Origin of the sequence: Pseudomonas sp. AM8 (genome assembly GCF_036346475.1) — a bacterium.
GTDB classification, from domain to species: Bacteria; Pseudomonadota; Gammaproteobacteria; order Pseudomonadales; family Pseudomonadaceae; genus Aquipseudomonas; species Aquipseudomonas marginalis.
The window spans coordinates 332,921-355,830 of the sequence record NZ_JAOTNX010000002.1; the positions used below are offsets into that span (position 1 = coordinate 332,921).

Genomic DNA, 22,910 nt, shown 5'->3' on the forward strand with positions numbered 1-22,910 from the left:
ATGACCACCGCCAGCAGCAGGATCGAACCGCTGTGGTGAGCGGGCTTGGGGCTTGCCCCCTCCCACATCGGTTATCTGCAGTCCTGCGCCACCTGTTCAAGCCGCGACGGCGTAATGGTCGACGCCAGCGGCTTGCGCTCATACAAAAACACCTTGCCGCCGTCCCCCGCCTTGTAGACCTCCAGCACGTCATCGGCGGCAATCTTGCTGGTCAACACCAGCTTGGCGTGGCGTGAGTTCTGGGTCACCGTCGACGTGATGCCGTGCTTTTCCAGCTTGGGAAGCAGGCATTGCACATAGTCATCCGGGCTCTTGCCGGTTTGCAGGGTCAAGGTCGGATTATTGGGAGCGGAAACACAACCGGCCAGCAACAGGGCCGCGACCGGTACGAAAAAAGAGCGCATGAAAAAATCCTGAGTCTAAAAATAAAGGTTCACATCAACCCGCGCGAACCAGCGCCTTGAGCGAGGCATCGAACTGCTTCAACGCATCGAGCTGCACATCCCGCTGCTGTTCGATCCGCGCGGCAATCTCCGGTGCGGCCTTGTCGTGCACCCACACCGAGGGCACCTGCCTGTGCACCGAGCCTTCGGCCTTGGCGATGTATTGCAGGTTCGCGTCATAAAACCGTGCGATAAAACGCGCCTCGACCTGATCGTTGCGCTGGGTCAGCAGTTGGTTATGGGTATCGAGCATCACCACCACATCGGGGCGAGCCTGCACCAGGGCATCCAGGTTGTCGTAGACCGTCACCGACAAAAAGGTTCCCTGCAGCGAGCTCATCAACCAATCAATGGCCAGTTCCGGGTCGGAGCTGTTGACGAACGCCTCGCGGATACCTGCATCAAGGGCATCCCTGGCGCCGTTCAAGGCCATGTCGTGGTAGCGTTCAAGGTAGCTGAGGTTGTCGCGGGTGTTATCGCTTAACAACACCCCCACCGATTGCGCATGCTGCAGGGAGTCTACGCTACCGACGATAGGTAGCAAATGGCCTGCACGCAATTCATCAGCGATCGCTGCGTTGTTGACGATCACAGTGCCCAGCATCAGCATCATTAAACCCAGCTGAATCAACGTCCTCATCGCGCATTTCCTTGAACAGCGTCTCGATGCAGGCGATTTTGCGCTTTTCCTGAAAAAACAGAACTTGCGTTGCATGATGGTGACTATTATCTGAACCGATAGTGCTCACATAAAACCTATAAGGACCACGCCATGAAGCCTCACCAGAAAACCTTCGACCGCATCCGCGAAGCCGTCTTGCCGGAGTTTCGCGAGCGGGTCGCCGATTACCTGGTCGAGTATGAACAGGTACTGCTGGATGAGGCGTCAGAGGCCGACCAGGTGCACGCCAGTGCCCAGCAATTGCGCGGTTACCTGCGTGGCTTGAACACCACCCGGGTGCTGGGCATGGCCGATTGGGAAGACCTGGACCGGCGCGTCATGCAAATGACGACCCGCGCTACAGCGCAGGACGTTGCAGGTTGACCCACGCCTGCACGGACGGCCGGCGCCACTGGCGCTGCGCATAAGCCACCAACTCGGCAGGTACGCTGTCGCCGTTGAGAATCAGGCGATTGAGCATCACCGCCAGGTCCACGTCAGCAATGCACCACTCACCGAACAAGTACGAAGGGTTGCCCGCCAACAGCACCTGCGCCGCACTGATCAAGCGCCGGGCTGCCCCTTGGGCGTCGGCTGACAACGGCGGCATTTTCTGCCCATAAAACACCACCAGGGTCGAACGCTCCTGGCGAATCGGCAGCAAATCACTGCGCAACCACGCCTGCACCTGTCGTGCCCTCGCCCGCTGTTTGGGATCGGCCGGGTACACGGCTGTCTCGGGGTAGGCCTGGTCCAGGTATTCGGTAATCGCGGAGGATTCCGACAAGGCAAAATCGCCTTCCACCAGGGTCGGCACGCGCTGGGTCACGGATAGCTGGGCAAAGTCGGCTGTCTGGTTTTGCGCGGTGTCCAGGTCCAGGGTGACCAGGTCGAAGGCCAGGCCTTTTTCCCGCAGGGTGACGAACACCGACATCGCGTACGGGCTGGTGTAGAGCGAATCAACGTAGAGGCGCAACGGGGGCTGGTTCATAACGGGGCTCCTTGGGTGAAGCCCTACGCTACGAGATGCGCGCCGAGAAAGACAATGCGCGGTTTTTATGGGGGCATTCCCGGGCGGAATAGCGGGTTAACCGGCAAACCCGCCCTTGTCCAGAAAGGCGCGCTCTTCATCCGTGGTGACCCTGGCCAGCACCGCATTGCGATGGGGAAAACGCCCGAAGCGCTCGATGATCTGCGCGTGTTCCTTGGCCCAGCGGTAAGTGTTGGCGTCCAGTGGCTGGTTGAGGGCCAGGGAGCGTTGCTGGTCCCTTGGGTCTTCCGAGTGTTCGAACGGCAAATAACAGAACGCGCGCAATGCCGGCTCCACCTGCTGGTCGAGCCCGGCGTCCACCATGCGCTGGGCGTACAGGCGCGCCAGCGGGTCGGTGGCGAACATGTGCGCAGTGCCGCGAAAGGCGTTGCGTGGGTATTGGTCGAGCAGGATCAACAAGGCCAAGGCGCCTTCGGCCGAATCCAGCCAGCTTTCCAGCTCGCGCCGGGCGGCTTGCAGGTGGGTGGCGTGGAAGGTGTCGCGGAAGGTGGCGTCGAACCCATCGTCCTTGGCGAACCAGCGCTTGGGGCCGGCGTGCCGCCAGAAGTCGATGACGGTTTGAGGGGTGCTCATGCTCAGGGGCTCCGGGTGTGAATTCACTGAAGGTATCAGAAGCGGGATCAACGGAGGGCAACGCGTTGATTAATGTTATAGGATAACGCCAATTTTCCGCCCTGCCCTGTGATCCCGCCCATGACCGATGCCGTTCCCCTGCGCCAACGCCTGCTCTCCATCGACGCCCTGCGCGGCCTGGTGATCCTGTTCATGCTGCTCGACCACGTACGCGAGACCTTCCTGCTGCATCGCCAGGTCAGCGACCCGATGAGCATCGACAGCACCGAGCCCGCGTTGTTTATCAGCCGCACCCTCGCCCACCTGTGCGCGCCGGTGTTTGTGTTGCTCACGGGCTTATCCGCGTTTTTATACGGCCAGAAATACCAGGGCCGCCGCGATGTGTCGGCGTTCCTGTTCAAGCGCGGGTTGTTCCTGGTGGTGCTGGAGTTCACCCTGGTCAACTTCGCCTGGACCTTCCAGTTGCCGCCCAGCGTGATCTATCTGCAGGTGATCTGGGCGATTGGCATCAGCATGCTCGCCCTCGCCGCCCTGGTGTGGTTGCCGCGCCCGCTGTTGATCGTGCTGGCGCTGGTGATCATCGGCGGGCACAACCTGCTGGATGGCCTGCACTTCGACCCAGGCTCGGCGCTGCATATTCCGTGGACGATCCTGCATGAACGCAGTTGGATTGACGTATCCGACACCCTGCGCCTGCGCACGACCTACCCGGTACTGCCGTGGATCGGCGTGATTGCCCTGGGTTACGGCCTGGGACCGTGGTTTGCCAATGCCACGCGGCCTGCCGTGCGCCAGCGGTATTTGCTGCTCGGCGGCTTGGGTGCGTTGCTGGGGTTTGTGCTGTTGCGTGGGCTCAATGGCTACGGCGAGAAACCCTGGCAGGCGTATGACAGCGGCGTGCAGACGCTGATGAGCTTTTTCAACGTCACCAAGTACCCGCCTTCGCTGCTGTTCCTGGCGTTGACCCTGGGGATTGGGCTGTTGCTGTTGCTGGCGTTTGAACGCGCGGGGCATCGACGCTGGATCGGCGTGTTGGCGGTGTTTGGATCCGTGCCGATGTTCTTTTACCTGTTGCACCTTTATGTGCTGAAAGTGCTGTATGTCGCCTGTGTCGCGCTGCTTGGCCTGAACCAGGGCAACTACTTTGGCTTCGACAGCATGGGCGCGGTGTGGCTGATGGCGCTAGTATTACCCCTGGCGCTCTACCCGCCGGTGCGCTGGTTCGCCGGGCTCAAGGCCCGCCGCCGCGACCTGGCCTGGCTCAAATACCTCTGACCTGACACGGATCCAAATGTGGGAGCTCGCCCATACTCATCGTGGCATAGGTATCTACACAATTTTCAGAGACTGGCGAGTTCCCCCTGTGGCGAGCGGGCTTGTCCCGCGTTGGGCCGCGTAGCGGCCCCAAAACAGCCGCTATGGAGTTTCTGATATACCGCATTCTGCTTTACTGGGGCTGCTGCGCGGCCCAGCGCGGGGCAAGCCCGCTCACCACAGCAAGCCCCCTCCCACATTTTTTACGATATCAAGCCAACTCAGCGCGTAGCTGGCGAGCTGCAGTGACCATATGAATCAACGCCGCCTCCGTCTCCGGCCACCCCCGCGTCTTCAACCCGCAATCCGGGTTCACCCACAGGCGCTCGGCAGGAATCCGTTTCGCCGCCTTGCGCAACAGGTTGGCCATTTCCGAGGCATCCGGCACCCGTGGCGAGTGGATGTCGTAGACGCCCGGGCCAATGTCATTGGGGTAGGCAAAGGCTTCGAACGCGTCCAGCAACTCCATGTCCGAGCGCGAGGTCTCGATGGTGATCACGTCGGCATCCATGGCGGCGATGGACTCGATCACATCGTTGAACTCGCTGTAGCACATGTGCGTGTGGATCTGGGTTTCATCGCGCACGCCCGAGGCGCACAGGCGGAACACTTCGGTGGCCCAGTCCAGGTAGCCTTGCCACTGCGCCTGGCGCAACGGCAGGCCTTCGCGGAACGCGGCTTCGTCAATCTGTACGATCTTGATGCCGGCGGCCTCCAGGTCGACCACTTCGTCGCGAATCGCCAGGGCCAGTTGGCGCGCCTGCACTTCGCGGCTCACGTCTTCGCGGGGGAACGACCACATCAGCATGGTCACAGGTCCCGTCAGCATGCCCTTCATCACCTTGCGGGTGAGGCCTTGGGCGTAGCGGATCCACTCCACCGTCATCGCCTTCGGGCGGCTCAGGTCGCCGAAGATCACTGCCGGCTTCACGCAACGCGAACCGTAGCTCTGCACCCAGCCGAAGCGGGTGAACACATAGCCGTCCAACTGCTCGGCGAAGTACTCGACCATGTCGTTGCGCTCGGCTTCCCCGTGCACCAGCACATCCAGACCGAGGTTTTCCTGCACCTCGACGGCGTGACGAATCTCGCTGTGCATGGCTTCGACGTATTCGGCCTGGCTCAACTTGCCCTGTTTGTAGGACTGCCGCGCCAGGCGGATCGATGCGGTCTGCGGGAACGAACCGATGGTGGTGGTCGGAAACAGCGGCAGGTTCAGGCCCGCACGTTGTTTCTCGATACGCTGGGTAAACGGCGACTGACGCTGGCTGTCCTGGCGGGTAATCGCCGCCACCCGCGCCTGTACCGCAGGTTTGTGGATACGCGGCGAGGCCGCGCGGGCCGCCTGCACCGCGCGGCTTTCGGCCAGGGCAGCAAGGACGTTGGGCGCTTCAGGCTGGTTAACCGCTTGCGCCAGCACCGCCACTTCAGCGCATTTTTGCACGGCGAATGCCAGCCAGCTTTTCAGCTCGGCATCCAACTGGTCTTCACGGCCCAGGTCCACCGGGCTGTGCAGCAGCGAGCAGGATGGCGCCACCCACAGGCGATCACCGAGTTTTTCATGGGCGTGCTGCAAGATGGCCAGGGCGTTTTCCAGGTCGCAGCGCCACACATTGCGGCCGTTGACCACACCCAGGGACAGCACCTTGTACGCCGGCAGGCGGTCAAGGATGGTCGGGTACTGCTCCGGCGCGCGCACCAGGTCGATGTGCAGGCCATCCACTGGCAGGTTCGCGGCCAGGCCGAGGTTCTCTTCCAGGCCACCGAAGTAGGTCGCCACCAGCTTTTTCAGCGGGTCGCGCTGGATCAGGTTGTAGGCACGCTCGAACGCGTTCTTCCATTCCTGCGGCAGGTCGAGGACCAGGATCGGCTCGTCGATCTGCACCCATTCCACGCCGAGGTCGGCCAGGCGCTGGAAGATCTGGCCGTACAACGGCAGCAGGCGCTCAAGCAGGTCGAGCTTGTCGAAATCACCCCCCTTGGCCTTGCCCAGCCACAGGTAGGTCAGCGGGCCGATCACCACCGGCTTGACGGTGTGGCCCAGGTCGAGGGCTTCCTGCACCTCTTCGAACAACTGCTCCCAACCCAGGTGAAATTGCTGGTCGACGCTGAATTCAGGCACCAGGTAGTGGTAGTTGGTATCGAACCACTTGGTCATTTCCTGGGCATGGGCACCGCCGCAGCAGCTGTCGCTGACACCCCGGGCCATGCCGAACAACGTGTGCAGGGTGGCGTTGCCGTCGGCTGGACGGAAACGCTCGGGGATCACACCGAACATCAGCGAGTGGGTCAGCACCTGGTCGTACCAGGCGAAATCACCGGCGGGCAGCAACTCGATACCGGCCTGTTTCTGCAGATCCCAGTGGGCCTTGCGCAGTTCACGGCCGACGGCCCGCAGGCCGGCTTCGTCGAGTTCGCCCTTCCAGAACGCTTCCTGCGCTTTTTTCAGTTCACGATCGCGTCCAATGCGCGGAAATCCGAGGGAATGAGCGACTGCCATGACAAAAAACTCCAATCTGTTGAGATGGGAGCCATTGTCGGCAGTCAATCATAGTGAGACAAACTCATTTTATTTTATACGAACACAAATTTAATTCATGATCACAAGCTGCAAACCCGCCCTTTTCGCGGTGGCGCATTGGGTGATGTCTGAATGGGGATCAGCTCAGGCGCGCGAAGAAGGGACGTGTCCGTTGTAAAGGTTCCACCAACGAGGCGGTACCGGAGGACGGGGGATGGGATAGAGCTTGCGCGCAAATTGCTTGTCGCCTTCTGACAACTCACTGCCGCCCTCGACATAATGTCCACTGTTCCGAAAATCCTTGAGAATGGTGTAGTGCATGACGGACGCTTGATCATAGGGGGAGGTGACAACCGTCTGTGAGTCGAACGGGAAAAACCATTCATGGGCCGAGGGCTCATTTTTCTCTGTGTGATATTTGCGAATCCGCTCAAAATTCAGGTCGAGTGTATTTTCCGGGTGCTGATGCTCATGGGCTAATCCCAATGCATGACCGAACTCATGCATTATCACGCGAGCGTTGAGTTCATTCAGCCCACCCTTGAAGCCGATATTCATCGTAGGCTCACCGGCACCTGCCGTTTGTTTACCTTGGGTGCCGTAATAGGAGTTCCCACCGAGGAGGTCATTATCTGCCTTGATTCTGATATCGCCATCGAGCTCTTTGGTGAACTCCAGTTTCAGGTTGATATACGGCGCCCATTTGTTGATGTTGTCCTTGATGAATTTTTCCTGTTCCTTGGTCATCTCCATCAGAGAAATCCTGACCGTCGAAAACTGTGGCCACAACGCAGCCTCTAGGGCCACCCCACGCTTGCTCCTGGATAAAACCGGTGCGTCGACGGGCTGTTTCTGGCCAGTGTCATCATTCGGCTGGGCGTAGGAAGGCGGTATAAATGGCTGAATATTAATTCCTGTCATCACAATCATGATCTCCGTGGTTGTCCGGCTTTTTGCCACAATGAACAGTTGGTGCCGAGAGCGCCAACGGTTCCGCGTGAAGTACAACCGCCCATTTCAACCACTCATCTCAGGGCGCAATCACGTGCAGGTAAAACGCGTAAAACATGAAATACGCACACCCCACCAGCGCCAGCCCCCTGCTGAGCACGGCGCGCTCGACCGCAGCGCTGTTGGCGGTGCAACTGCACGAGCGCCAGCTGGAAGTGTCTTTGTTGAGCAAAGCACCGATCATGCGCAAGGGCGACCTGGACGCACCGGATATCCTCACGCTGATGGAACTGCGTACGCAATCACGCGCCGAATATGCCTGGATGGGCATCGCCGACGCCGATGGCCAAGTGCGCCAGGCCGTCAACGGGCTGCTGGTCAATCAATCGGTGCAGCATGGTTCCAGGCCGGCCTGCGCGGTGAGTACACCGGCGATCCCCACGAGGCAGTGCTGCTGGCCAAACTGCTGCCGTAACGCAAAAAGACGCCCTCCCCGATATCGAGGCCTTGATTGTCGACTTCGATGGCAAGGTGCTTTACCCCGAAGCCCTCGCGGGTGAACAGATACCCGCAGACAAGCTGCTCACGTCGGCCGGCTGGTTCTCCGGCAACGGCTACGTCACGGCCTCCGTCGCCGTGCCAAGCCCGTCCAACGCCAGGATGAACTGGTACATCATGGTGCGCCAGCCGTTGGACGTAGCCCTGCAACCGGCGCGCAGCCTGCTGTACAAATTGCTCGTGCTCGGCCTGCTCGCGGCGATCACTTTTGTAGTGGCCGCGTATTACCTCGCCTCCTCCCTCAGCCGTCCCATCGAGCGCCTGGCAAAGTCCGCCAAACAGGTGCAGGACCATCAGCCCGGCGCGGTCTTCCCCCAGGAACACCCGGTGCTGGAGATTGCCCAACTGGGACAATCGCTCACCGGCATGACGCAATCGCTGCTCGCCAAGGAACGTGAACTGCAAGACGCCAACGCCTCCCTGGAAGCCACCGTGGCGCAACGCACCGCCGACCTCACCCAGGCCAACGCCGACCTGCTCAAGCTGGCCACCCACGACGCCCTCACCGGCGTGTTCAACCGGCGCCGCTTCGACGAAAAACTCGCCGAGAACAGCCTGCTGTTCCAACGTACCGGCCGCACCTTCGCCCTGCTGCTGATCGACGCCGACTATTTCAAGCGCGTCAACGATACCTACGGCCATGCCATCGGTGACGATGTGCTGTGCCAACTGGCAGCCCTGATAGAAAACACCACGCGCGCCACCGACTTCGTTGCCCGTTATGGCGGAGAAGAATTCGCCGTGCTGCTGCCGGAAGTCGAAGCGCCGGACAGCCCTGACGTGGTCGCCGAAAAGATCCGTGTGGCTGTCGAGGCGGCAGTGTTCCCAAGCGTGGGTCGCCTGACCGTGAGTATCGGCGTGGGCGTGGCCGAGCCTTCTGACCGCGACTCCCTGGCATTGCTCAAGCGCGCGGACATGCGCTTGTATGAGGCCAAGGGCGCGGGCAGGAATCGGGTGGCGTGAGCAAGCCCCCCTGTAGGAGCGAGCTTGCTCGCGAAGAACCCAAGGACACCGCTGGCATTCTGAACAGGCGCGTTATCGTTGACGTTTTTCGCGAGCAAACTCGCTCCTACAAAGATGAGGGGCTCAGCGGTACTACATCAACGGAATCGAATAACTCACAAACACCCGATTCTGGTCCTGGTCCCGCGCCACTTCACTGCGTGACACGCCGTTACGCCAGCCGAAGCCGACGTTCTTGAACGTGCCGCTCTGCACCACGTAATCCAACGAGATGTCCCGCTCCCACTCGCTGGCGTCGTTGCCGCTGGTGGTGAGGATGTGCTCGCCCTTGAGGTACATCACCGAGGCCTTCAGGCCGGGTACACCCAGCGACGCGAAGTCGTAGGCGTACTGGGCAAAGCCGGTGCGTTCGCCGGCCTGGATGAAGGTCTGCACGGTACGGTCGGTGTAGAGGTACAGGCTGGCACCGCCCTCGCCTTTGTTCACCAGGCCGCCCTGGTTGAGTTGGGCGAAGTTGCTGTCGTCCGAGACTTGCTGGTAGCCGGCGGTGATCGCGTGCGGGCCGAGGGAGTAGATGAACGCGGCGCTCCAGGTGTTGTTGTCGATTTCACCGTTGCCGTTCTTGGTATAGCCGCCCAGCTTGTAGCCCTCGGCACGGCCGGCGACGCTGCTGTTTTTGCCGTCGGAGCGGGTATTGAAGTAGCGCAGGTCGGTTTTCAATGAGCCGTATTCGCCCAGCGGCAATACGTGGATCAACCCGGCGAAATGTTGTTGGTAATAGTCTTCGAGGTTGGCGTAGTAGTACTGGACCATCAGGTCCTTGGTCAGTTGGTAGTCCGCACCGGCGTAGGTAAATTTATTGCTCTCCCGGGTACCGCCCGCCGCTGCCAGGCCGCTGCGGTCGCTGGAGCCGCGACCGGTGGTGTGCTCAAGCTGGCCGCCGACCAGGGTCAGGTTGTCGATGTCCTTGCTGGTGACCTGCCCGCCTTCGAACGACTGCGGCAACAGGCGGCCGTCGTTGCTCACCAGGATCGGCAGGTTCGGGCGCAGGTAGCCGTAGCGCGCTTCGGTCTTGGCAAAGCGCGCCTTGGCCGTCGCGCCACCACGGGCCCAGTTGTCCGTGGCCTTGCCGTCTTCGGTGGGGATCATCGAGCTGCCGACATGGCGCGCGGCGCTGCTGTCGAGGGTCACGCCGAGCATGCCGATGGCGTCCAGGCCAAAACCGACGGTGCCGTCGGTGAAGCCCGACTGGTAGTTGAGGATAAAGGCCTGGCCCCACTCTTCGGTCTTCGACGGTGCCGCCGTGCCGTCGCGGTTGTCGTTATTGAAGTAGAAGTTACGCATGCTCAAGTTGGCTTTGCTGTCGCTCAAAAAGTCAGCAGACGCCAAGGGGCTCAGGGCAATGCCCAGGCCGCCGGTCAATACACTTAATACATTCAACGTGGCTTTCATCAGGACGAACTCCGGCGCGGAACCCAGGTTCCGGGCGCAAAAAATGGGCAGCAGGATGCCGTCGGCCAAATGTGAAGTTGGCCGCGGCGTTAACGGTTATTCAGTTGCTTAGTTGTTAGCGAGTTGAGTGAAGTGAAACCTCCGTAAACCTCAGTCAATCAATCCATGAGCGTCATAAAACGGGTACGGCCCCGGGTAATCCCCGAACACGCCGTTGTGGCTGATCAGGCCCTGTTGCGCATCCCAGCGATGCAACAGATACCCCGCCGGCTCCAGGTTGAAATGCGCGGGCGCGGCGTCCTGCAGGTCCAGCACAATCTGATGGGAAGTACCGGGGCACACACAACTCAAGCTGCCGCCAAAGCGTCGTTGCATCGGTCGGTGCAGGTGCCCGCACAGCAGGCGTTCCACTTGCGGGTGGCGAGACACAACTGCTTCCAGCGCCGCAGCGTTGATAAAGGGTTCGCGGTCCATATGGCCGATGCCGCTGATAAACGGTGGATGGTGCAGGATCAGCAACGTCGGCACGTCCGGGCGTCGTGCCAGTTGCGCGTCCAACCAGTGCAATTGGCTGTCCAGTAGCTGGCCGCCGTGCCCACCCGGAATAGTCGAGTCCAGGCCGATCAAGCGCAGCGGATGCTCGTCCACCACCCAGTCCAACGGCCCCTCTGCCGACAACGGCAAATAGGCGTGATCACGGAATGCCTCGAGCAACGGACCGCGTGTGTCGTGGTTGCCGGGCACCAGGTAGCACGGCATGTGCAGGCGCGCGAGTTCGGGGTGCAGCACGGCGTATTCATCGGCGCGGCCGAAGTCCACCAGGTCACCGCTGACCACCACGATATCGGGCCGTGGGTGGCTGGCGTTCAAATGGTCGACGGCACGGCGCAGCGCGCCCAGGGTATCGACCACCCCATACGTCAGGCGCTGGCCGGCTTTAAGGTGCAGGTCGCTGATTTGCGCAACAAGAAACGGACGATTCACAAGCAAACTCTCACGCATTCAGGGTGAACAACATGTGCGGCGCAATCGCCAGGGCAATCGGCGCGCCGACGGCGTACAGGTGGTTGTCGCTGCTGTCCACCAGCAGCGGTTGCGGGCCGCCCACGTCCACCAACAGGCGGCTTTGCGCGCCCTGGAAAAACTGCGCCAATAGATGGCCGTGCAAGTGCCCTTCGCTCTCCATCACCCGCAAGTGTTCGGGGCGGCAGTACACCGTGTTGGGCACGTCGACGGCCTGCCACGGCAACTCGCCGCCGCAGACTTTCAGGCCATGGGCTGTTCGCGAGGTGACGGCAAAGGCATTGAGGTTGCCGACAAAACCGGCGACGAAGGCATTCGCCGGCTTTTGGTAGATCTCCCGTGGGCTGGCCAGTTGCGCGACGCGGCCGTGCTCCATCACCAGGATACGATCGCCCAGGGCCATGGCTTCGCCCTGGTCGTGGGTGACAAATACCGAGGTGATACCGAGGCCGCGCAGCAGTTCATTCAGCTCGCTGCGCAGGCGCTCGCGCAATTGCGCATCCAGGGCGGCCAGCGGTTCATCCAGCAACAGCACTTTAGGGCGCGGCGCCAGGGCACGGGCCAGGGCCACCCGTTGACGTTGGCCACCGGACAATTCGTGGATGCTGCGCTTGCCATGCTGTTGCAGGCCGACCAGCTCCAGCAGTTCCTCGCAGCGCTTGTTCCGCGCAAGCGGCGCCATGCCGCGAATCTTCAAGCCGTAGACGATATTGCCGGCCACATCGAGGTTGGGAAACAGCGCGTAGTTCTGGAACACCATGCCCACGTCGCGGCGCTCGATGGGCAGGCGGGTGACGTCGTCGGTGCCGAAAAAAACCTGGCCCACATCCGGGCGTTCCAGGCCGGCAATCAGGCGCAAGGTGGTGGTCTTGCCGCAGCCGGACGGGCCGAGGATCGCCAGGGTTTCACCGCCTTCGACGGTCAGGTTCAGGTCATGCACAGCCACGGTGCCGTCGGCGAACGCCTTGCGACAGCCTTGCAGGCGAATAGTGATAGCGGTCATCGACGCTCTCCACGGGACAAACGAGCGCTGATGGCCTGCAACGCAATCAGCAGCGGCACGATCATCAGCAAAAAGATAAGGGTGTAGGCGCTGGCGATTTCCAGGCGCGCCGAGGCGTAGCTGTCGGCCAGGCCCACGGGCAATGTCTTGGTCATCGGTGTGTGGAGCATCCAGGTCAGGTTGAACTCGCCCAACGACAAGGTCACCACCATCAGCACGCCGGCCAGAATCCCCGCCCGGCAGTTGGGCACCACCACGCTGAAAAAGCGCTTGATCGGCCCGGCGCCCAGACTGGCCGCCGCCTCTTCCAGCACCGGCAGTTGCTGGCGTTGCATCACCGCCATCACCGGACGTACCAGGAACGGCAAGGTGAACAACACATGGCCGACCAGGATGAACAGCCAACTGCTGCGAAACGTGCCGAACTGGCCATAGGTGAGCAGCAACGCCAGCGCACTGGCCAGCCCCGGCATCGCCACGGGCAGCACCATCAGCTCTTCGAAGGCACGGCTGAAGCGGTTGTTCATGCGCACCAGCGCATAGGCCGCCGGCACGCCGATCACGCAGACACACACCGCGCACGCCAGGGCCAATTGCAACGACAGCCATACGGTGGGCGAATAGGCCTGCCATACCTGGATCAGCCAGTCGAACGTCAGGCCGCTGGACAGGCCGACGAAGAAATTGCGCGTCAACCCGGCCAGCAACGACATCAGCACCGGCACCAGCATGAACGCGCACACCAGCAGGGTGAACAGCAGTTGCATCACAAACAGCGATGAGCGTTTCACAAGACCGTCCCCGCATTTTTCACCAGGCGTCGCGTGAGCAACAGCACCGCCCAGGTCACCGCGCCGAGCACCACCGACAACGCGGCGGCGACGGCAAAATTGGCGTAGTTGGTGAATACATTGTAGATCGCCACCGGGGTTACATTCAGGCGCGTGCCCAAGGTGAACGCGGTGCCGAACGCGCCCATGGACGTGGCGAAGCAGATCGCACCGCAGGACGCCAACGCCGGCGCCAGGCCCGGCACGATCACGTCGCAGACCACCCGCCAGTGCCCTGCTCCCAGCGAATGCGCGGCTTCTTCCAGGCTGCGGTCGAGGCTTTCGCACGCCGCCATCACCGTGAGGATCACCCGCGGAATCGAGAAGTACAGGTAGCCGACAAACAGCCCGGCCAGCGAGTAGGCAAAGATCCAGCGCTCACCGGCCAATTGCAGGCCCAGGGACGCCAGCAACCCCTGGCGCCCGGCCAGCAGGATCACCAGGAAGCCCACCACCACCCCCGGAAACGCCAGGGGAAACGTGAGCAACGCCACCAACGCCGAGCGCCCGAAAAACTGCTGGCGCGCGAGGAACACGCCGCTGATGCCACCGATCAACAACGCGGTGAACGTCACCACGATGGCCAGCACGCAGGTCTGCGCCAGGCTGCCCAGGTACTGCGCGCTGCTGAGCACCTGCCAATAGCCGCTGCCGTGGCTGTCGCGGCTTTCGGCGCCGAGCACCATCAAGTGCGCCAGCGGCAACAGCCAGAACGCGAACAGCACCGCAAAGGCCGGGGCCAGCGCCCAGGCCGCCTGTTTTGCCGATGCAGCCACTTACTTGACCTCGTTCAGGTAACGGGCGGCGAAGGCTTCCTGCACAGCGGCCATTTTCTGATAGTCCACCACACCGGCGCGGGCGTAATCGCTGTCGGGCAGGAACTGCGCGGCCACTTCAGCCGGCATCTGCACCGGACGCACCGGGCGCAGGTAGGCCTTGGCCCAGAGTGCCTGGCCGGCGTCGGACAGCACAAAGTCCAGCACCTTCTCGCCATTGGCGCGGTGCGGCGCGTTGGCCACCAGGCTCATCACATAGGGCACGCTGATGCTGCCTTCCTTGGGGATCACGAAGGCGACATTGGCGTTGTCCTTATAGCGGGCGCGGTAGGCGTTGAAGTCGTAGTCCACCAGGATCGGCAACTCGCCGGACAGTACCCGCGCATAGGCGGTCTGCTTGGGCACGATGGGGGCGTTTTTCGCCAGTTTCTGGAAGTAGTCGATGGCCGGGGCGAAGTTGTCCAGGTCGCCGCCCATTGCGCGGTTGATCGCCACGGCAGAAACGTAACCGACGAAAGCGCTGGACGGGTCCAGGTAGCCGACCATGCCTTTATATTCAGGCTTGAGCAGGTCGGCCCAGCTTTGCGGCATCGGCAGGCCACCCAATGCCTCGACGTTGACCATGATGCCCAGGGTGCCGGAGTGGATCGCAAACCACTGGCCGGCGGGGTCTTTCAACCCGGCGGGGATCTGTTCCCAGCCCTTGGGCTTATAACCCTCGACCACGCCGGCCTTTTGCGCCTGCAAGCCGAAGGTCACGCCGTAGTAGACCACGTCGGCGACGGGCGCGGCCTTTTCGGCCACCAGTTGCGCCAGGGACTGGCCGGAGTTCTTGTTGTCCAGCGGCACCTGCACACCGGTGCTGGCGGCGATGGCCTTGAGCTGGGTGCCCCAGTCGGCCCAGTCCGGCGGGCAGTTGTAGCAAATCGCGGTGTCGGCGGCCTGGGCCAGGCTGGCCACACCGCAGAGCAGCACGGTGGCCAGGGTTTTACTGAATGCGCGCATCAAGGGACTCCTCAAAGGGTTGGGTACTTTCGCCCGGCCGGATATGGCAAGGCAGGCAATGGGAAATGGGATCGTTGCCGGCGATCTGCGCCAGCAGTTGGTCAATCACCGTGCTGGCCAGCAGCGCGATGGGCTGTACCACGCTGCACAGGGTCGGGTGCATCTGGGTGCCGAGGGCGATGCCGTCAAAGCCCATCACCGACAGTTGCCCAGGTACATTCCAGGCGTTGCGGCGCAGCTCGGCGATCAGGCTGATAGCCAGGAAATCGTTGGAACACACCAGCGCGCTGGGGGCGTCGGGGCCGTTGAGGTACGGCTGGATGGCAGCGAATTCAGCCTGGGTATGGGCGGGCATTTCGATCACCGCGCGGCTTTTGAGACCGTATGCCTTCATCGCGTCGCAGTAACCGGCATAGCGCAGGCGTGCGCGGTCAGACTGCAAGGCGGGGCCGGCGACCATGCTGATGCGTCGATGACCGGCCTCCAGCAGGTAGCGCGTGGCCAAGGCCATGCCCGCGCGGTTGTCCACCGACACGGCGCTGTAGTTGGGGTTGCTCGGTTGGTGATAGGCCAGCACGAACGGGGTTTGTTCGGTATTCAGGCTGCTGAGCACACTGTTGCTTTCGGCATCGGTGACCGTCAGCACCAGGCCATCGACGCGCTGGCGCAGCAGTTCTTCCACTACGATGCACTCGCGCTCGCTGCTGTAGTCGGTGGTCGCCAGCACCAGGCTGTAGCCACGCAAACGTGCGGCACGCTCCATGGCCTGGAACTGTTCGGCGAACACCGGGTTGAGCAGGTTGGGCACCACCACGCCGATCAACTGGGTCGTTTGCAGGCGCAGTTGGCGGCCGAGCAGGTTGGGCCGAAACCCCAACTCCCGGGCAGCGGCGAACACCTGCTCACGGGTCGCCGGGCGCACCTGGTCGGGGGAGGCAAAAGTGCGGGCGGCGGTCGCGCGGGATACGCCGGCCAGTCGCGCGACGTCTTTCAGGTCAGTCATGTTTACTCGCTTGAGATCGATCTCATTGGCGAGGACAGTAACGGCGGAATGTGGCAGGAAGGTGGTGGGGAGATGACGATTTGATGGCAGCCAGGCCTGGGCACGCTCTTACGAAAACCAATTCACCTCACGACCCCACCCCCGTAGCAGCTGCCGAGCGCAAGCGAGGCTGCGTCAGGCGCGCTGCCGATTCAAGTCCGAGTCGCGGCCAACGCAGCCTCGCCGGGGCTCGACAGCTGCTACGAAAACCAATCCACCTCACGGCCCCACCCCCCGTAGCAGCTGCCGAGCGCAAGCGAGGCTGCGTCGGGCGCGCTGCCGATTCAAGTCCGAGCCGCGGCCGACGCAGCCTCGCCGGGGCTCGACCGCCGCGGGTTTGCGCGGTGTTGGATAGGACGGTAGCTACATGCGATCGCGCTGAAAGCAGGCAAGCCTGCTGGCTCTATCCGCCGGTCCTCGTCAGGCACGAATCACCAGGCCCTCCTCAGCCGCGATCGCCAGGATGTCTTTGGCTGAAACGTTGAGCCAGGTATCTGCATCAGGCGCTCCTACCGATGCCAACCATAATCCGACCACCTGATAACCCAAGGCATACCCCAGCCATCGAGGCTTGTCGCCGGTGCCAAAAAACCAGGTGCTGTGATCGTAGTACGTCGCCTCAAGCTCTCTAAGGTGTGCAGGAAAACGCCTGAGTGCATCAAGGCTGAACGCCCTCTCCCACGCCTCGGCTTCGCTGCCCAGCACATGCTGTACAAACCGTCCCGCCAGACCTTCGCTGACCAGGGCCTCCCCCAGCGTCCAGCCATACCCCGGTCCAGCCATGCGCAGGCAATGATGCACCTCATGCACCACATGCCGACTCATTGCGCCGCCTTCGAGGCTCGTGGCGAAATTTGGGTTGTCGGGGTCCAGGGTCAGGGAGAACATCGTGCTGCGATAAGCACGGCCAACCAGGCCCAACTCCGGGATGGTTTCGCCCGGCAGCCGTTGAATCAGAACATCCAAGCGTGGTGGTGGCATCACTTGGGAGATCCCCCGGTAGGCAACATCGAACGCTTGCATCAATTCCTTGCGATGCGTGGCCAACGAGCCCGATGCTTCCAACCAGTGCAGTGTCCACGCGTCCATTCTCACCTCTCGTCATCCCAACGTCGTGTCGTCACCCCAGTGGCTCATCATACCCACGGGCTGTCACATTGGCAGGTCAGATTAAAAGCGGCGCAGCAAAATCCGCCCACTAACCTTTCGATTCGATCCAAGTGCGGGCACAATGCGTGTCCTTTTTTGGCAGGCACCGCCGCAGGCTCTCAAAAATGATCAAAACGCCGTACTACCTCATCGATAAACAGAAGCTTCTGGTCAACATGCAGAAGATTGCTTACGTGCGCGAGCAGTCCGGCGCCAAGGCCCTGCTGGCGCTCAAGTGCTTTGCCACCTGGTCGGTGTTCGACCTGATGCAGGAATACATGGACGGCACTACCTCGTCGTCGCTGTATGAGTTGAAGCTCGGTCGCCAGAAGTTCGAAGGTGAGGCGCACGCCTACAGCGTGGCCTGGGCCGATGATGAAATCGAAGAGATGCTCGATAACTGCGACAAGATCATCTTCAACTCCATCAGCCAGCTGCAGCGTTTTGCCGAACGCAGCGAAGGCAAGACCCGCGGCCTGCGCGTCAACCCGCAGGTGAGCAGCTCCGACTACCTGCTGGCCGACCCGGCGCGTCCGTTCAGCCGCCTGGGCGAATGGGACCCGGTGAAGATCGAAGGCGTGATCGAACAGATCTCCGGCTTCATGTTCCACAACAACTGCGAGAACGGCGACTTCAACCTGTTCGACCAGATGCTGAACACCATCGAAGAACGCTTCGGCGCGCTGCTGCACAAGGTCAACTGGGTCAGCCTCGGCGGCGGCATCCACTTCACCGGTGAAGGCTATGCCATCGACGCCTTCTGCCAGCGCCTCAAGGCGTTCTCGCAGAAGTACGACGTGCAGGTCTACCTGGAACCCGGCGAAGCGGCGATCACCAACAGCGCCTCCCTGGAAGTCACCGTGCTCGACACCCTCTACAACGGCAAAAACCTCGCCGTCGTGGACAGCTCCATCGAAGCCCACCTGCTGGACCTGCTGATCTATCGCCTCAACGCCAAGCTGGCGCCGAGCGAGGGTGAACACACCTACATGGTGTGCGGCAAATCCTGCCTGGCCGGGGACATCTTCGGCGAGTATCAATTTGATCGTCCGCTGGCCATCGGCGATCGGCTGTCGTTCATCGACACCGCGGGCTACACCATGGTCAAGAAAAATTGGTTCAACGGCCTGAAAATGCCGTCCATCGTAGTGAAACAACTCGACGGTACAGTCGAAGTGGTTCGTGAATTTGGTTACGACGACTACCTGTCCAGCCTTTCGTAAGCTGGCGGATATAGGAGAAATAAAGCAATTGAAAAAGAACGTTCTTATCATTGGTGCAGGAGGTGTCGCCAAGGTGGTGGCCCACAAGTGCGCGCAGCACAACGACGAACTCGGTCGTATTGCTATCGCGTCGCGCAACATCTCCAAATGCCAGGCCATCATCGACAGCGTCAAGGCCAAGGGTAGCCTCAAGGTGCCCGCCGACATCCAGGCCTTCGCGCTGAACGCCCTGGACGTGGAAGCGACCAAGGCCCTGATCCGCGAGACTGAATCGCAGATCGTCATCAACGTGGGTTCCGCGTTCCTCAACATGTCGGTACTGCGTGCCTGCATCGACACGGGCGTTGCGTACCTCGACACCGCCATCCACGAAGAGCCGGGCAAGGTCTGCGAGACCCCGCCGTGGTACGGCAACTACGAATGGAACCACCTGGAAGAGTGCAAACAGAAGAACATCACCGCCATCCTTGGCGTGGGCTTCGACCCGGGTGTCGTCAACGCGTATGCCGCGCTGGCGCAGCAACAGCATTTCGACCGCATTGATTCGATCGACATCCTCGACGTCAATGCCGGCTCCCATGGCAAATACTTCGCCACCAATTTCGATCCGGAAATCAACTTCCGCGAATTCACCGGGCAGGTGTGGAGCTGGCAGAACAGCCAGTGGACCAGCAACACCATGTTCGAAGTCAAACGCACCGACGACCTGCCGGTGGTCGGTTCGCAGAACCTGTACCTGACCGGCCACGATGAAGTGCACTCGCTGTCGAAAAACCTCGACGTGCCCAACGTGCGTTTCTGGATGAGCTTCGGCGAACACTACATCAACGTGTTCACCGTGCTGAAAAACCTCGGCCTGCTCTCCGAGAAGCCGGTCACCACCGCCGAAGGCCTGGAAGTGGTGCCGTTGAAAGTGGTCAAGGCCGTGCTGCCCGACCCGTCTTCGCTCGCCCCGGGCTACACCGGCAAGACCTGCATCGGCGACCTGGTCAAAGGCACCAAGGATGGCCAGCCACGCGAGATGTTCATCTACAACGTGGCGTGCCACGAAGAAGCCTTTGCCGAGACGGACAGCCAGGGCATCTCCTACACCGCAGGCGTTCCACCGGTAGCCGCAGCGCTGCTGGTCGCCCGGGGAGAGTGGGATGTGAAACACATGGCCAACGTCGAGGAACTGCCGGCTGAGCCGTTTCTCAAGGCGCTGGACGTGATGGGCCTGCCGACTCGCATCAAGGACGAGAACGGTGATCGGGCCTGGGATGCGGTGGCCTGATAGGCGATAGCTGACCGAACAAAAAAATGCGCCCTCAGGGGCGCATTTTTTGTTTGGGCGGATACCTATTTCCAAGACACTGAAAATTCAATGTGGGAGGGGGCTACACCCCGATAAGCATGGGTATCTACACAACTTTTCAAACCCTGAAAAATCCCCCTGTGGCGAGCGGGCTTGTCCCGCGTTGGGCTGCGCAGCAGCCCCAAAACCAGGCACAGAGGAGTGCCTGATACACCGCATTCGTCTTCATCAGGGGCGCTTCGCCCCCCAACGCGGGACAAGCCCGCTCGCCACAACTGCCCTATCTGCCGGGCGTTCAGCGTTGAACCAACGTTGTGTAGACACCTATGCCCCGATGAGGGCCCCTTGCTGCCCTGCATACACCCAGGTCCGGAACAGCTTCGGGAAATGCCGTATGACTTGCCGAATCAGCCCACTATCAGCTGAATCCTACTGCCCGCAACGCTAAGAGCTGTCCATTCTCCCCGCTTACCGCGCACGCAAAACCCGCTAGGCTTAGCCACGAAACGGCTGACCTGCAGGTTTGCTGCCCATTCACCCTGTGGGAAAGGCATGCTCATGCACCTCGACAACAACCGCACCGCCCGTGCCATCGGACTGGTGTACAGCGCCTGCTGCTACGTGGTGTTCCTCATCACGTGCTTATATTTGATCGGCTTCGTCGGCAGCGTGGCGGTGCCCAAGAACATCAACGATGGCCCCCTCCTCGCGTGGCCAATCGCCGTGCTGATCAACTGCGCACTGATCCTGCTGTTCGGCGTCCAGCACACGGCCATGGCGCGTAAAGGCTTCAAGCTGTGGCTGGCGGCAGTCATTCCGACGTCCGTGGAACGCTCCACGTATGTGCTGCTCAGCAGCCTGGTGCTCGGGTTGATCTTCTGGCTATGGCAACCCATCACGCTTACGGTGTGGGAGGTCGAAGAGACCTGGGCCAAGGCCCTGTTGATCGGCTTGTTCTGGATGGGCTGGGGCATTGCGCTACTGTCGACCTTTCTGATCAATCACTTCGAGCTGTTCGGACTCAAGCAAGCCATCGACCGTTGGCGCAAAACCACACCACAGGCACCAGTATTCAGGACGCCGCTGTTTTACAGGATCGTGCGCCACCCGCTGTACCTGGGCTTCCTGATCGCCTTTTGGGCAACGCCGTACATGACGGCCGGGCACCTGTTGTTTGCGATAGGGATGACGGTTTACCTCTTCATTGGCGCCAGCTTTGAAGAAAAGGATCTGGTGGCGTTGTTCGGTGAGCGGTATCGGCGATACCAACAGCAGGTAGGCATGATTTTGCCGGGGTTGAAGACGCGCAAAAAAGGACGCTGAATAGCCGTTTGTGGCGAGGGAGGCCCCACTACCTCTTCGACGTAGCGCTGTCGGGCAGCAAACTGGGACCTCTGTGGCGAGCGGGCTTGTCCCGCGTTGGGGTGCGAAGCGCCCCTGATGAAGACGAATGCGGTGTATCAGGCACTCCTCTGCGCCTGGTTTTGGGGCTGCTGCGCAGCCCAACGCGGGACAAGCCCGCTCGCCACAGGATGTAGCGTCTGGCCATGAGGTCCCTAGGACTTATCCCACGACTATTTCAGGTTGTCGCTCGGAACTTCCCTGACTAACCTCTCCGCCGTCGCTGCCAATTCAGCGACCGGATTTGACCGTCCGACTTCAAAGAGCAACTGCGCCAACACCGAGCTTAGGCGTTTTTTTACGTCTGATGTATCGTGTCGCGGCAGCTGTACGCGGGATACCTTCGGGTATGCCGGTTTTGTTCTTTGGGCCGGTCGGTCAACCCGCGTACAGCTGCCACCCTCTTCGATTGACCGCGAATCGTGGCAGCCCCATTTACAAAGGAGCTTCACCATGATTAAAGACACCCCCAATCCCCCAGAAAAACTCTTCACCGTGCGCCCCGACCTGGGCACGGAAACCCTGCTGGTCAACGCGTCCCAGGATCTATCCTCCATCACCGACATCGCCACTCACCTGGCCTTTGAAGTCGACGGTACGCAACGCAATGTAGCGTTGGGCATCTGCCGAATGCTGGAAGGTGTGCAATTGTTGGTGGACAAAGCATTGGATGACGCCCATCCAGCGGCATGACACTCAGATGATCGTTCCCACGCGCGTGGGAACGATCTCAAAACACCGACCACCCAATCCGCTCACTCAACAACTCCAACGCCTTGATCCCCGCCAGCGAATTCCCCGCCGCGTTCAACTCAGGCGACCACACGCACACGGTAAATTGCCCCGGCACCACCGCGACAATGCCGCCGCCCACACCGCTCTTGCCCGGCAAGCCCACGCGATAGGCAAAATTGCCCGCCTCGTCATACAGCCCGCTGGTGGCCATGATCGAGTTGACTTGCTTGGTCTGCCGCGCGGTAAGGATCTGTTCGCCGCTGTGGGCACTCGTGCCCTCGTTGGCGAGGAAGCTGAACGCCTTGGCCAGGTCCAGGCAGCTCATCTGCAGGGCGCAGTAGTTGAAGTAGCTGTGCAGCACCGCGTCCACGTCGTTGTGGAAGTTACCGAAGGATTTCATCAGGTAGGCCATGGCCGCATTGCGCGCGCCGTGCTGGGCTTCGGAGTCGGCGACGACGCTGTTGACCAGGATCTGCGGGTTGCCCGACAGGCGCCGCACGAAGTCGCGCATCGACAGGATCGGCACGGCAAAGCGTGATTGGTTGATGTCGCAAATCACCAGTGCGCCGGCATTGATGAAGGGGTTACGCGGGCGGCCGCGTTCGAATTCCAGTTGCACCAACGAGTTGAACGGTTGCCCCGAAGGCTCGTGGCCCAGGCGTTCCCAGATGGTTTCGCCGCCGTGGTCGATGGCCTGCACCAGGCTGAACACCTTGGAAATGCTCTGCACCGAGAACAGCGTATCGGCGTCACCGGCGCGGTAGGCCGAGCCGTCGTTGCCGTATACCGCGATGCCCAGTTGGTTGGCCGGTACATCGGCCAGCGCGGGAATGTAGTCGGCGACTTTGCCGCGGCCGATCAGGGGGCGCACTTCGTCGAGGATCGACTCCAGCAGCGCCTGCATGTCTTGTCCTGTCATCTGTCTTTGAATCGGTGGAAAGC

The 22,910-nt window shown here is 61.4% G+C and carries 21 protein-coding genes and 1 pseudogene; 7 read left to right on the forward strand and 15 right to left on the reverse strand.

Annotated features, from left to right (window positions below; all coding sequences use genetic code 11):
• Nucleotides 1-71: 71 nt before the first annotated feature.
• Together V3W40_RS06500 and V3W40_RS06505 are read right to left on the reverse strand one after the other, a co-directional pair.
• Entirely contained in the window at nucleotides 72-404 is a 333-nt protein-coding gene (locus tag V3W40_RS06500) for a hypothetical protein (RefSeq protein ID WP_027607228.1), read from the reverse strand.
• 34 nt (nucleotides 405-438) lie between these two features.
• Nucleotides 439-1,083, reverse strand: a complete 645-nt coding sequence (locus V3W40_RS06505; protein ID WP_065924605.1) for an ATPase — start codon at nucleotides 1,081-1,083, stop codon at nucleotides 439-441.
• A 132-nt stretch (nucleotides 1,084-1,215) separates the two neighbouring features.
• Here V3W40_RS06505 and V3W40_RS06510 point away from each other — a divergent pair, with 132 nt between their 5' ends.
• Nucleotides 1,216-1,488: a hypothetical protein gene (locus tag V3W40_RS06510; protein WP_330214675.1), complete on the forward strand. Its 273-nt coding sequence runs from the start codon at nucleotides 1,216-1,218 to the stop codon at nucleotides 1,486-1,488.
• On the opposite strand, the gene yfcF is transcribed toward V3W40_RS06510, so the two are convergent.
• Together yfcF and V3W40_RS06520 are read right to left on the reverse strand one after the other, a co-directional pair.
• On the reverse strand, nucleotides 1,463-2,095 hold the full coding sequence (yfcF, locus tag V3W40_RS06515) for a glutathione transferase (protein WP_065924603.1): 633 nt from the start codon (nucleotides 2,093-2,095) through the stop codon (nucleotides 1,463-1,465). The genes V3W40_RS06510 and yfcF overlap by 26 nt on opposite strands.
• Nucleotides 2,096-2,191: 96 nt before the next feature.
• Entirely contained in the window at nucleotides 2,192-2,728 is a 537-nt protein-coding gene (locus V3W40_RS06520) for a DUF924 family protein (protein ID WP_330214676.1), read from the reverse strand.
• Nucleotides 2,729-2,848: 120 nt separating this feature from the next.
• Between V3W40_RS06520 and V3W40_RS06525 the strand changes: the two genes are divergently transcribed.
• Nucleotides 2,849-4,003 carry a DUF1624 domain-containing protein gene (locus V3W40_RS06525; RefSeq protein WP_330214677.1) on the forward strand — a complete coding sequence of 385 codons (1,155 nt, stop codon included), beginning with the start codon at nucleotides 2,849-2,851 and terminating at the stop codon, nucleotides 4,001-4,003.
• 250 nt (nucleotides 4,004-4,253) lie between these two features.
• On the opposite strand, the gene metE is transcribed toward V3W40_RS06525, so the two are convergent.
• On the reverse strand, nucleotides 4,254-6,542 hold the full coding sequence (metE, locus tag V3W40_RS06530) for a 5-methyltetrahydropteroyltriglutamate--homocysteine S-methyltransferase (protein WP_330214678.1): 2,289 nt from the start codon (nucleotides 6,540-6,542) through the stop codon (nucleotides 4,254-4,256).
• Nucleotides 6,543-6,707: 165 nt separating this feature from the next.
• A complete protein-coding gene (locus tag V3W40_RS06535) occupies nucleotides 6,708-7,493 on the reverse strand; it encodes a M12 family metallopeptidase (protein ID WP_065948104.1) in 786 nt (261 codons plus the stop codon).
• Between the two features lie 158 nt (nucleotides 7,494-7,651).
• On the opposite strand from V3W40_RS06535, the pseudogene V3W40_RS06540 reads away from it, so the two are divergent.
• Nucleotides 7,652-9,035 (forward strand): annotated as a pseudogene (locus V3W40_RS06540) (GGDEF domain-containing protein); the annotation flags it as partial.
• 132 nt (nucleotides 9,036-9,167) lie between these two features.
• On the opposite strand, the gene V3W40_RS06545 reads toward V3W40_RS06540, so the two are convergent.
• The 8 genes from V3W40_RS06545 to V3W40_RS06580 form a co-directional block, all read right to left on the reverse strand.
• A complete protein-coding gene (locus tag V3W40_RS06545) occupies nucleotides 9,168-10,487 on the reverse strand; it encodes an OprD family porin (RefSeq protein ID WP_330214679.1) in 1,320 nt (439 codons plus the stop codon).
• A gap of 150 nt (nucleotides 10,488-10,637) precedes the next feature.
• Nucleotides 10,638-11,471 carry a phosphodiesterase gene (locus tag V3W40_RS06550; protein WP_065924658.1) on the reverse strand — a complete coding sequence of 278 codons (834 nt, stop codon included), beginning with the start codon at nucleotides 11,469-11,471 and terminating at the stop codon, nucleotides 10,638-10,640.
• 10 nt (nucleotides 11,472-11,481) lie between these two features.
• Nucleotides 11,482-12,513 (reverse strand): ABC transporter ATP-binding protein, encoded by a 1,032-nt coding sequence (locus tag V3W40_RS06555; protein ID WP_137212209.1) that lies wholly within the window; start codon nucleotides 12,511-12,513, stop codon nucleotides 11,482-11,484.
• Entirely contained in the window at nucleotides 12,510-13,304 is a 795-nt protein-coding gene (locus V3W40_RS06560; RefSeq protein WP_065924597.1) for an ABC transporter permease, read from the reverse strand. The genes V3W40_RS06555 and V3W40_RS06560 overlap by 4 nt, the downstream gene beginning before the upstream one ends.
• Nucleotides 13,301-14,119: an ABC transporter permease gene (locus V3W40_RS06565; protein ID WP_315338365.1), complete on the reverse strand. Its 819-nt coding sequence runs from the start codon at nucleotides 14,117-14,119 to the stop codon at nucleotides 13,301-13,303. Before V3W40_RS06565 ends, V3W40_RS06560 begins: the two co-directional genes overlap by 4 nt.
• Complete coding sequence (locus V3W40_RS06570) at nucleotides 14,120-15,124, reverse strand: ABC transporter substrate-binding protein (protein WP_330214680.1); 1,005 nt, start codon at nucleotides 15,122-15,124, stop codon at nucleotides 14,120-14,122.
• Nucleotides 15,108-16,127: a LacI family DNA-binding transcriptional regulator gene (locus tag V3W40_RS06575; RefSeq protein WP_330214681.1), complete on the reverse strand. Its 1,020-nt coding sequence runs from the start codon at nucleotides 16,125-16,127 to the stop codon at nucleotides 15,108-15,110. Before V3W40_RS06575 ends, V3W40_RS06570 begins: the two co-directional genes overlap by 17 nt.
• Nucleotides 16,128-16,586: 459 nt before the next feature.
• Nucleotides 16,587-17,255 (reverse strand): DUF2268 domain-containing putative Zn-dependent protease, encoded by a 669-nt coding sequence (locus V3W40_RS06580; RefSeq protein ID WP_065948100.1) that lies wholly within the window; start codon nucleotides 17,253-17,255, stop codon nucleotides 16,587-16,589.
• A gap of 185 nt (nucleotides 17,256-17,440) precedes the next feature.
• Here V3W40_RS06580 and V3W40_RS06585 point away from each other — a divergent pair, with 185 nt between their 5' ends.
• From V3W40_RS06585 to V3W40_RS06600, 4 genes are all read left to right on the forward strand, one after another.
• Entirely contained in the window at nucleotides 17,441-18,538 is a 1,098-nt protein-coding gene (locus V3W40_RS06585; RefSeq protein WP_027607243.1) for a carboxynorspermidine decarboxylase, read from the forward strand.
• A 28-nt stretch (nucleotides 18,539-18,566) separates the two neighbouring features.
• Entirely contained in the window at nucleotides 18,567-19,811 is a 1,245-nt protein-coding gene (locus V3W40_RS06590; protein ID WP_330214682.1) for a saccharopine dehydrogenase family protein, read from the forward strand.
• 579 nt (nucleotides 19,812-20,390) lie between these two features.
• The gene (gene mddA, locus V3W40_RS06595) at nucleotides 20,391-21,155 is read left to right on the forward strand and encodes a methanethiol S-methyltransferase (protein WP_330214683.1); all 765 of its coding nucleotides are present in this window, start codon (nucleotides 20,391-20,393) and stop codon (nucleotides 21,153-21,155) included.
• Nucleotides 21,156-21,686: 531 nt separating this feature from the next.
• Nucleotides 21,687-21,926: a DUF6124 family protein gene (locus V3W40_RS06600; RefSeq protein WP_053134339.1), complete on the forward strand. Its 240-nt coding sequence runs from the start codon at nucleotides 21,687-21,689 to the stop codon at nucleotides 21,924-21,926.
• Nucleotides 21,927-21,963: 37 nt separating this feature from the next.
• On the opposite strand, the gene glsB is transcribed toward V3W40_RS06600, so the two are convergent.
• Nucleotides 21,964-22,872 (reverse strand): glutaminase B, encoded by a 909-nt coding sequence (gene glsB, locus V3W40_RS06605; RefSeq protein ID WP_137212203.1) that lies wholly within the window; start codon nucleotides 22,870-22,872, stop codon nucleotides 21,964-21,966.
• Nucleotides 22,873-22,910 lie beyond the last annotated feature (38 nt).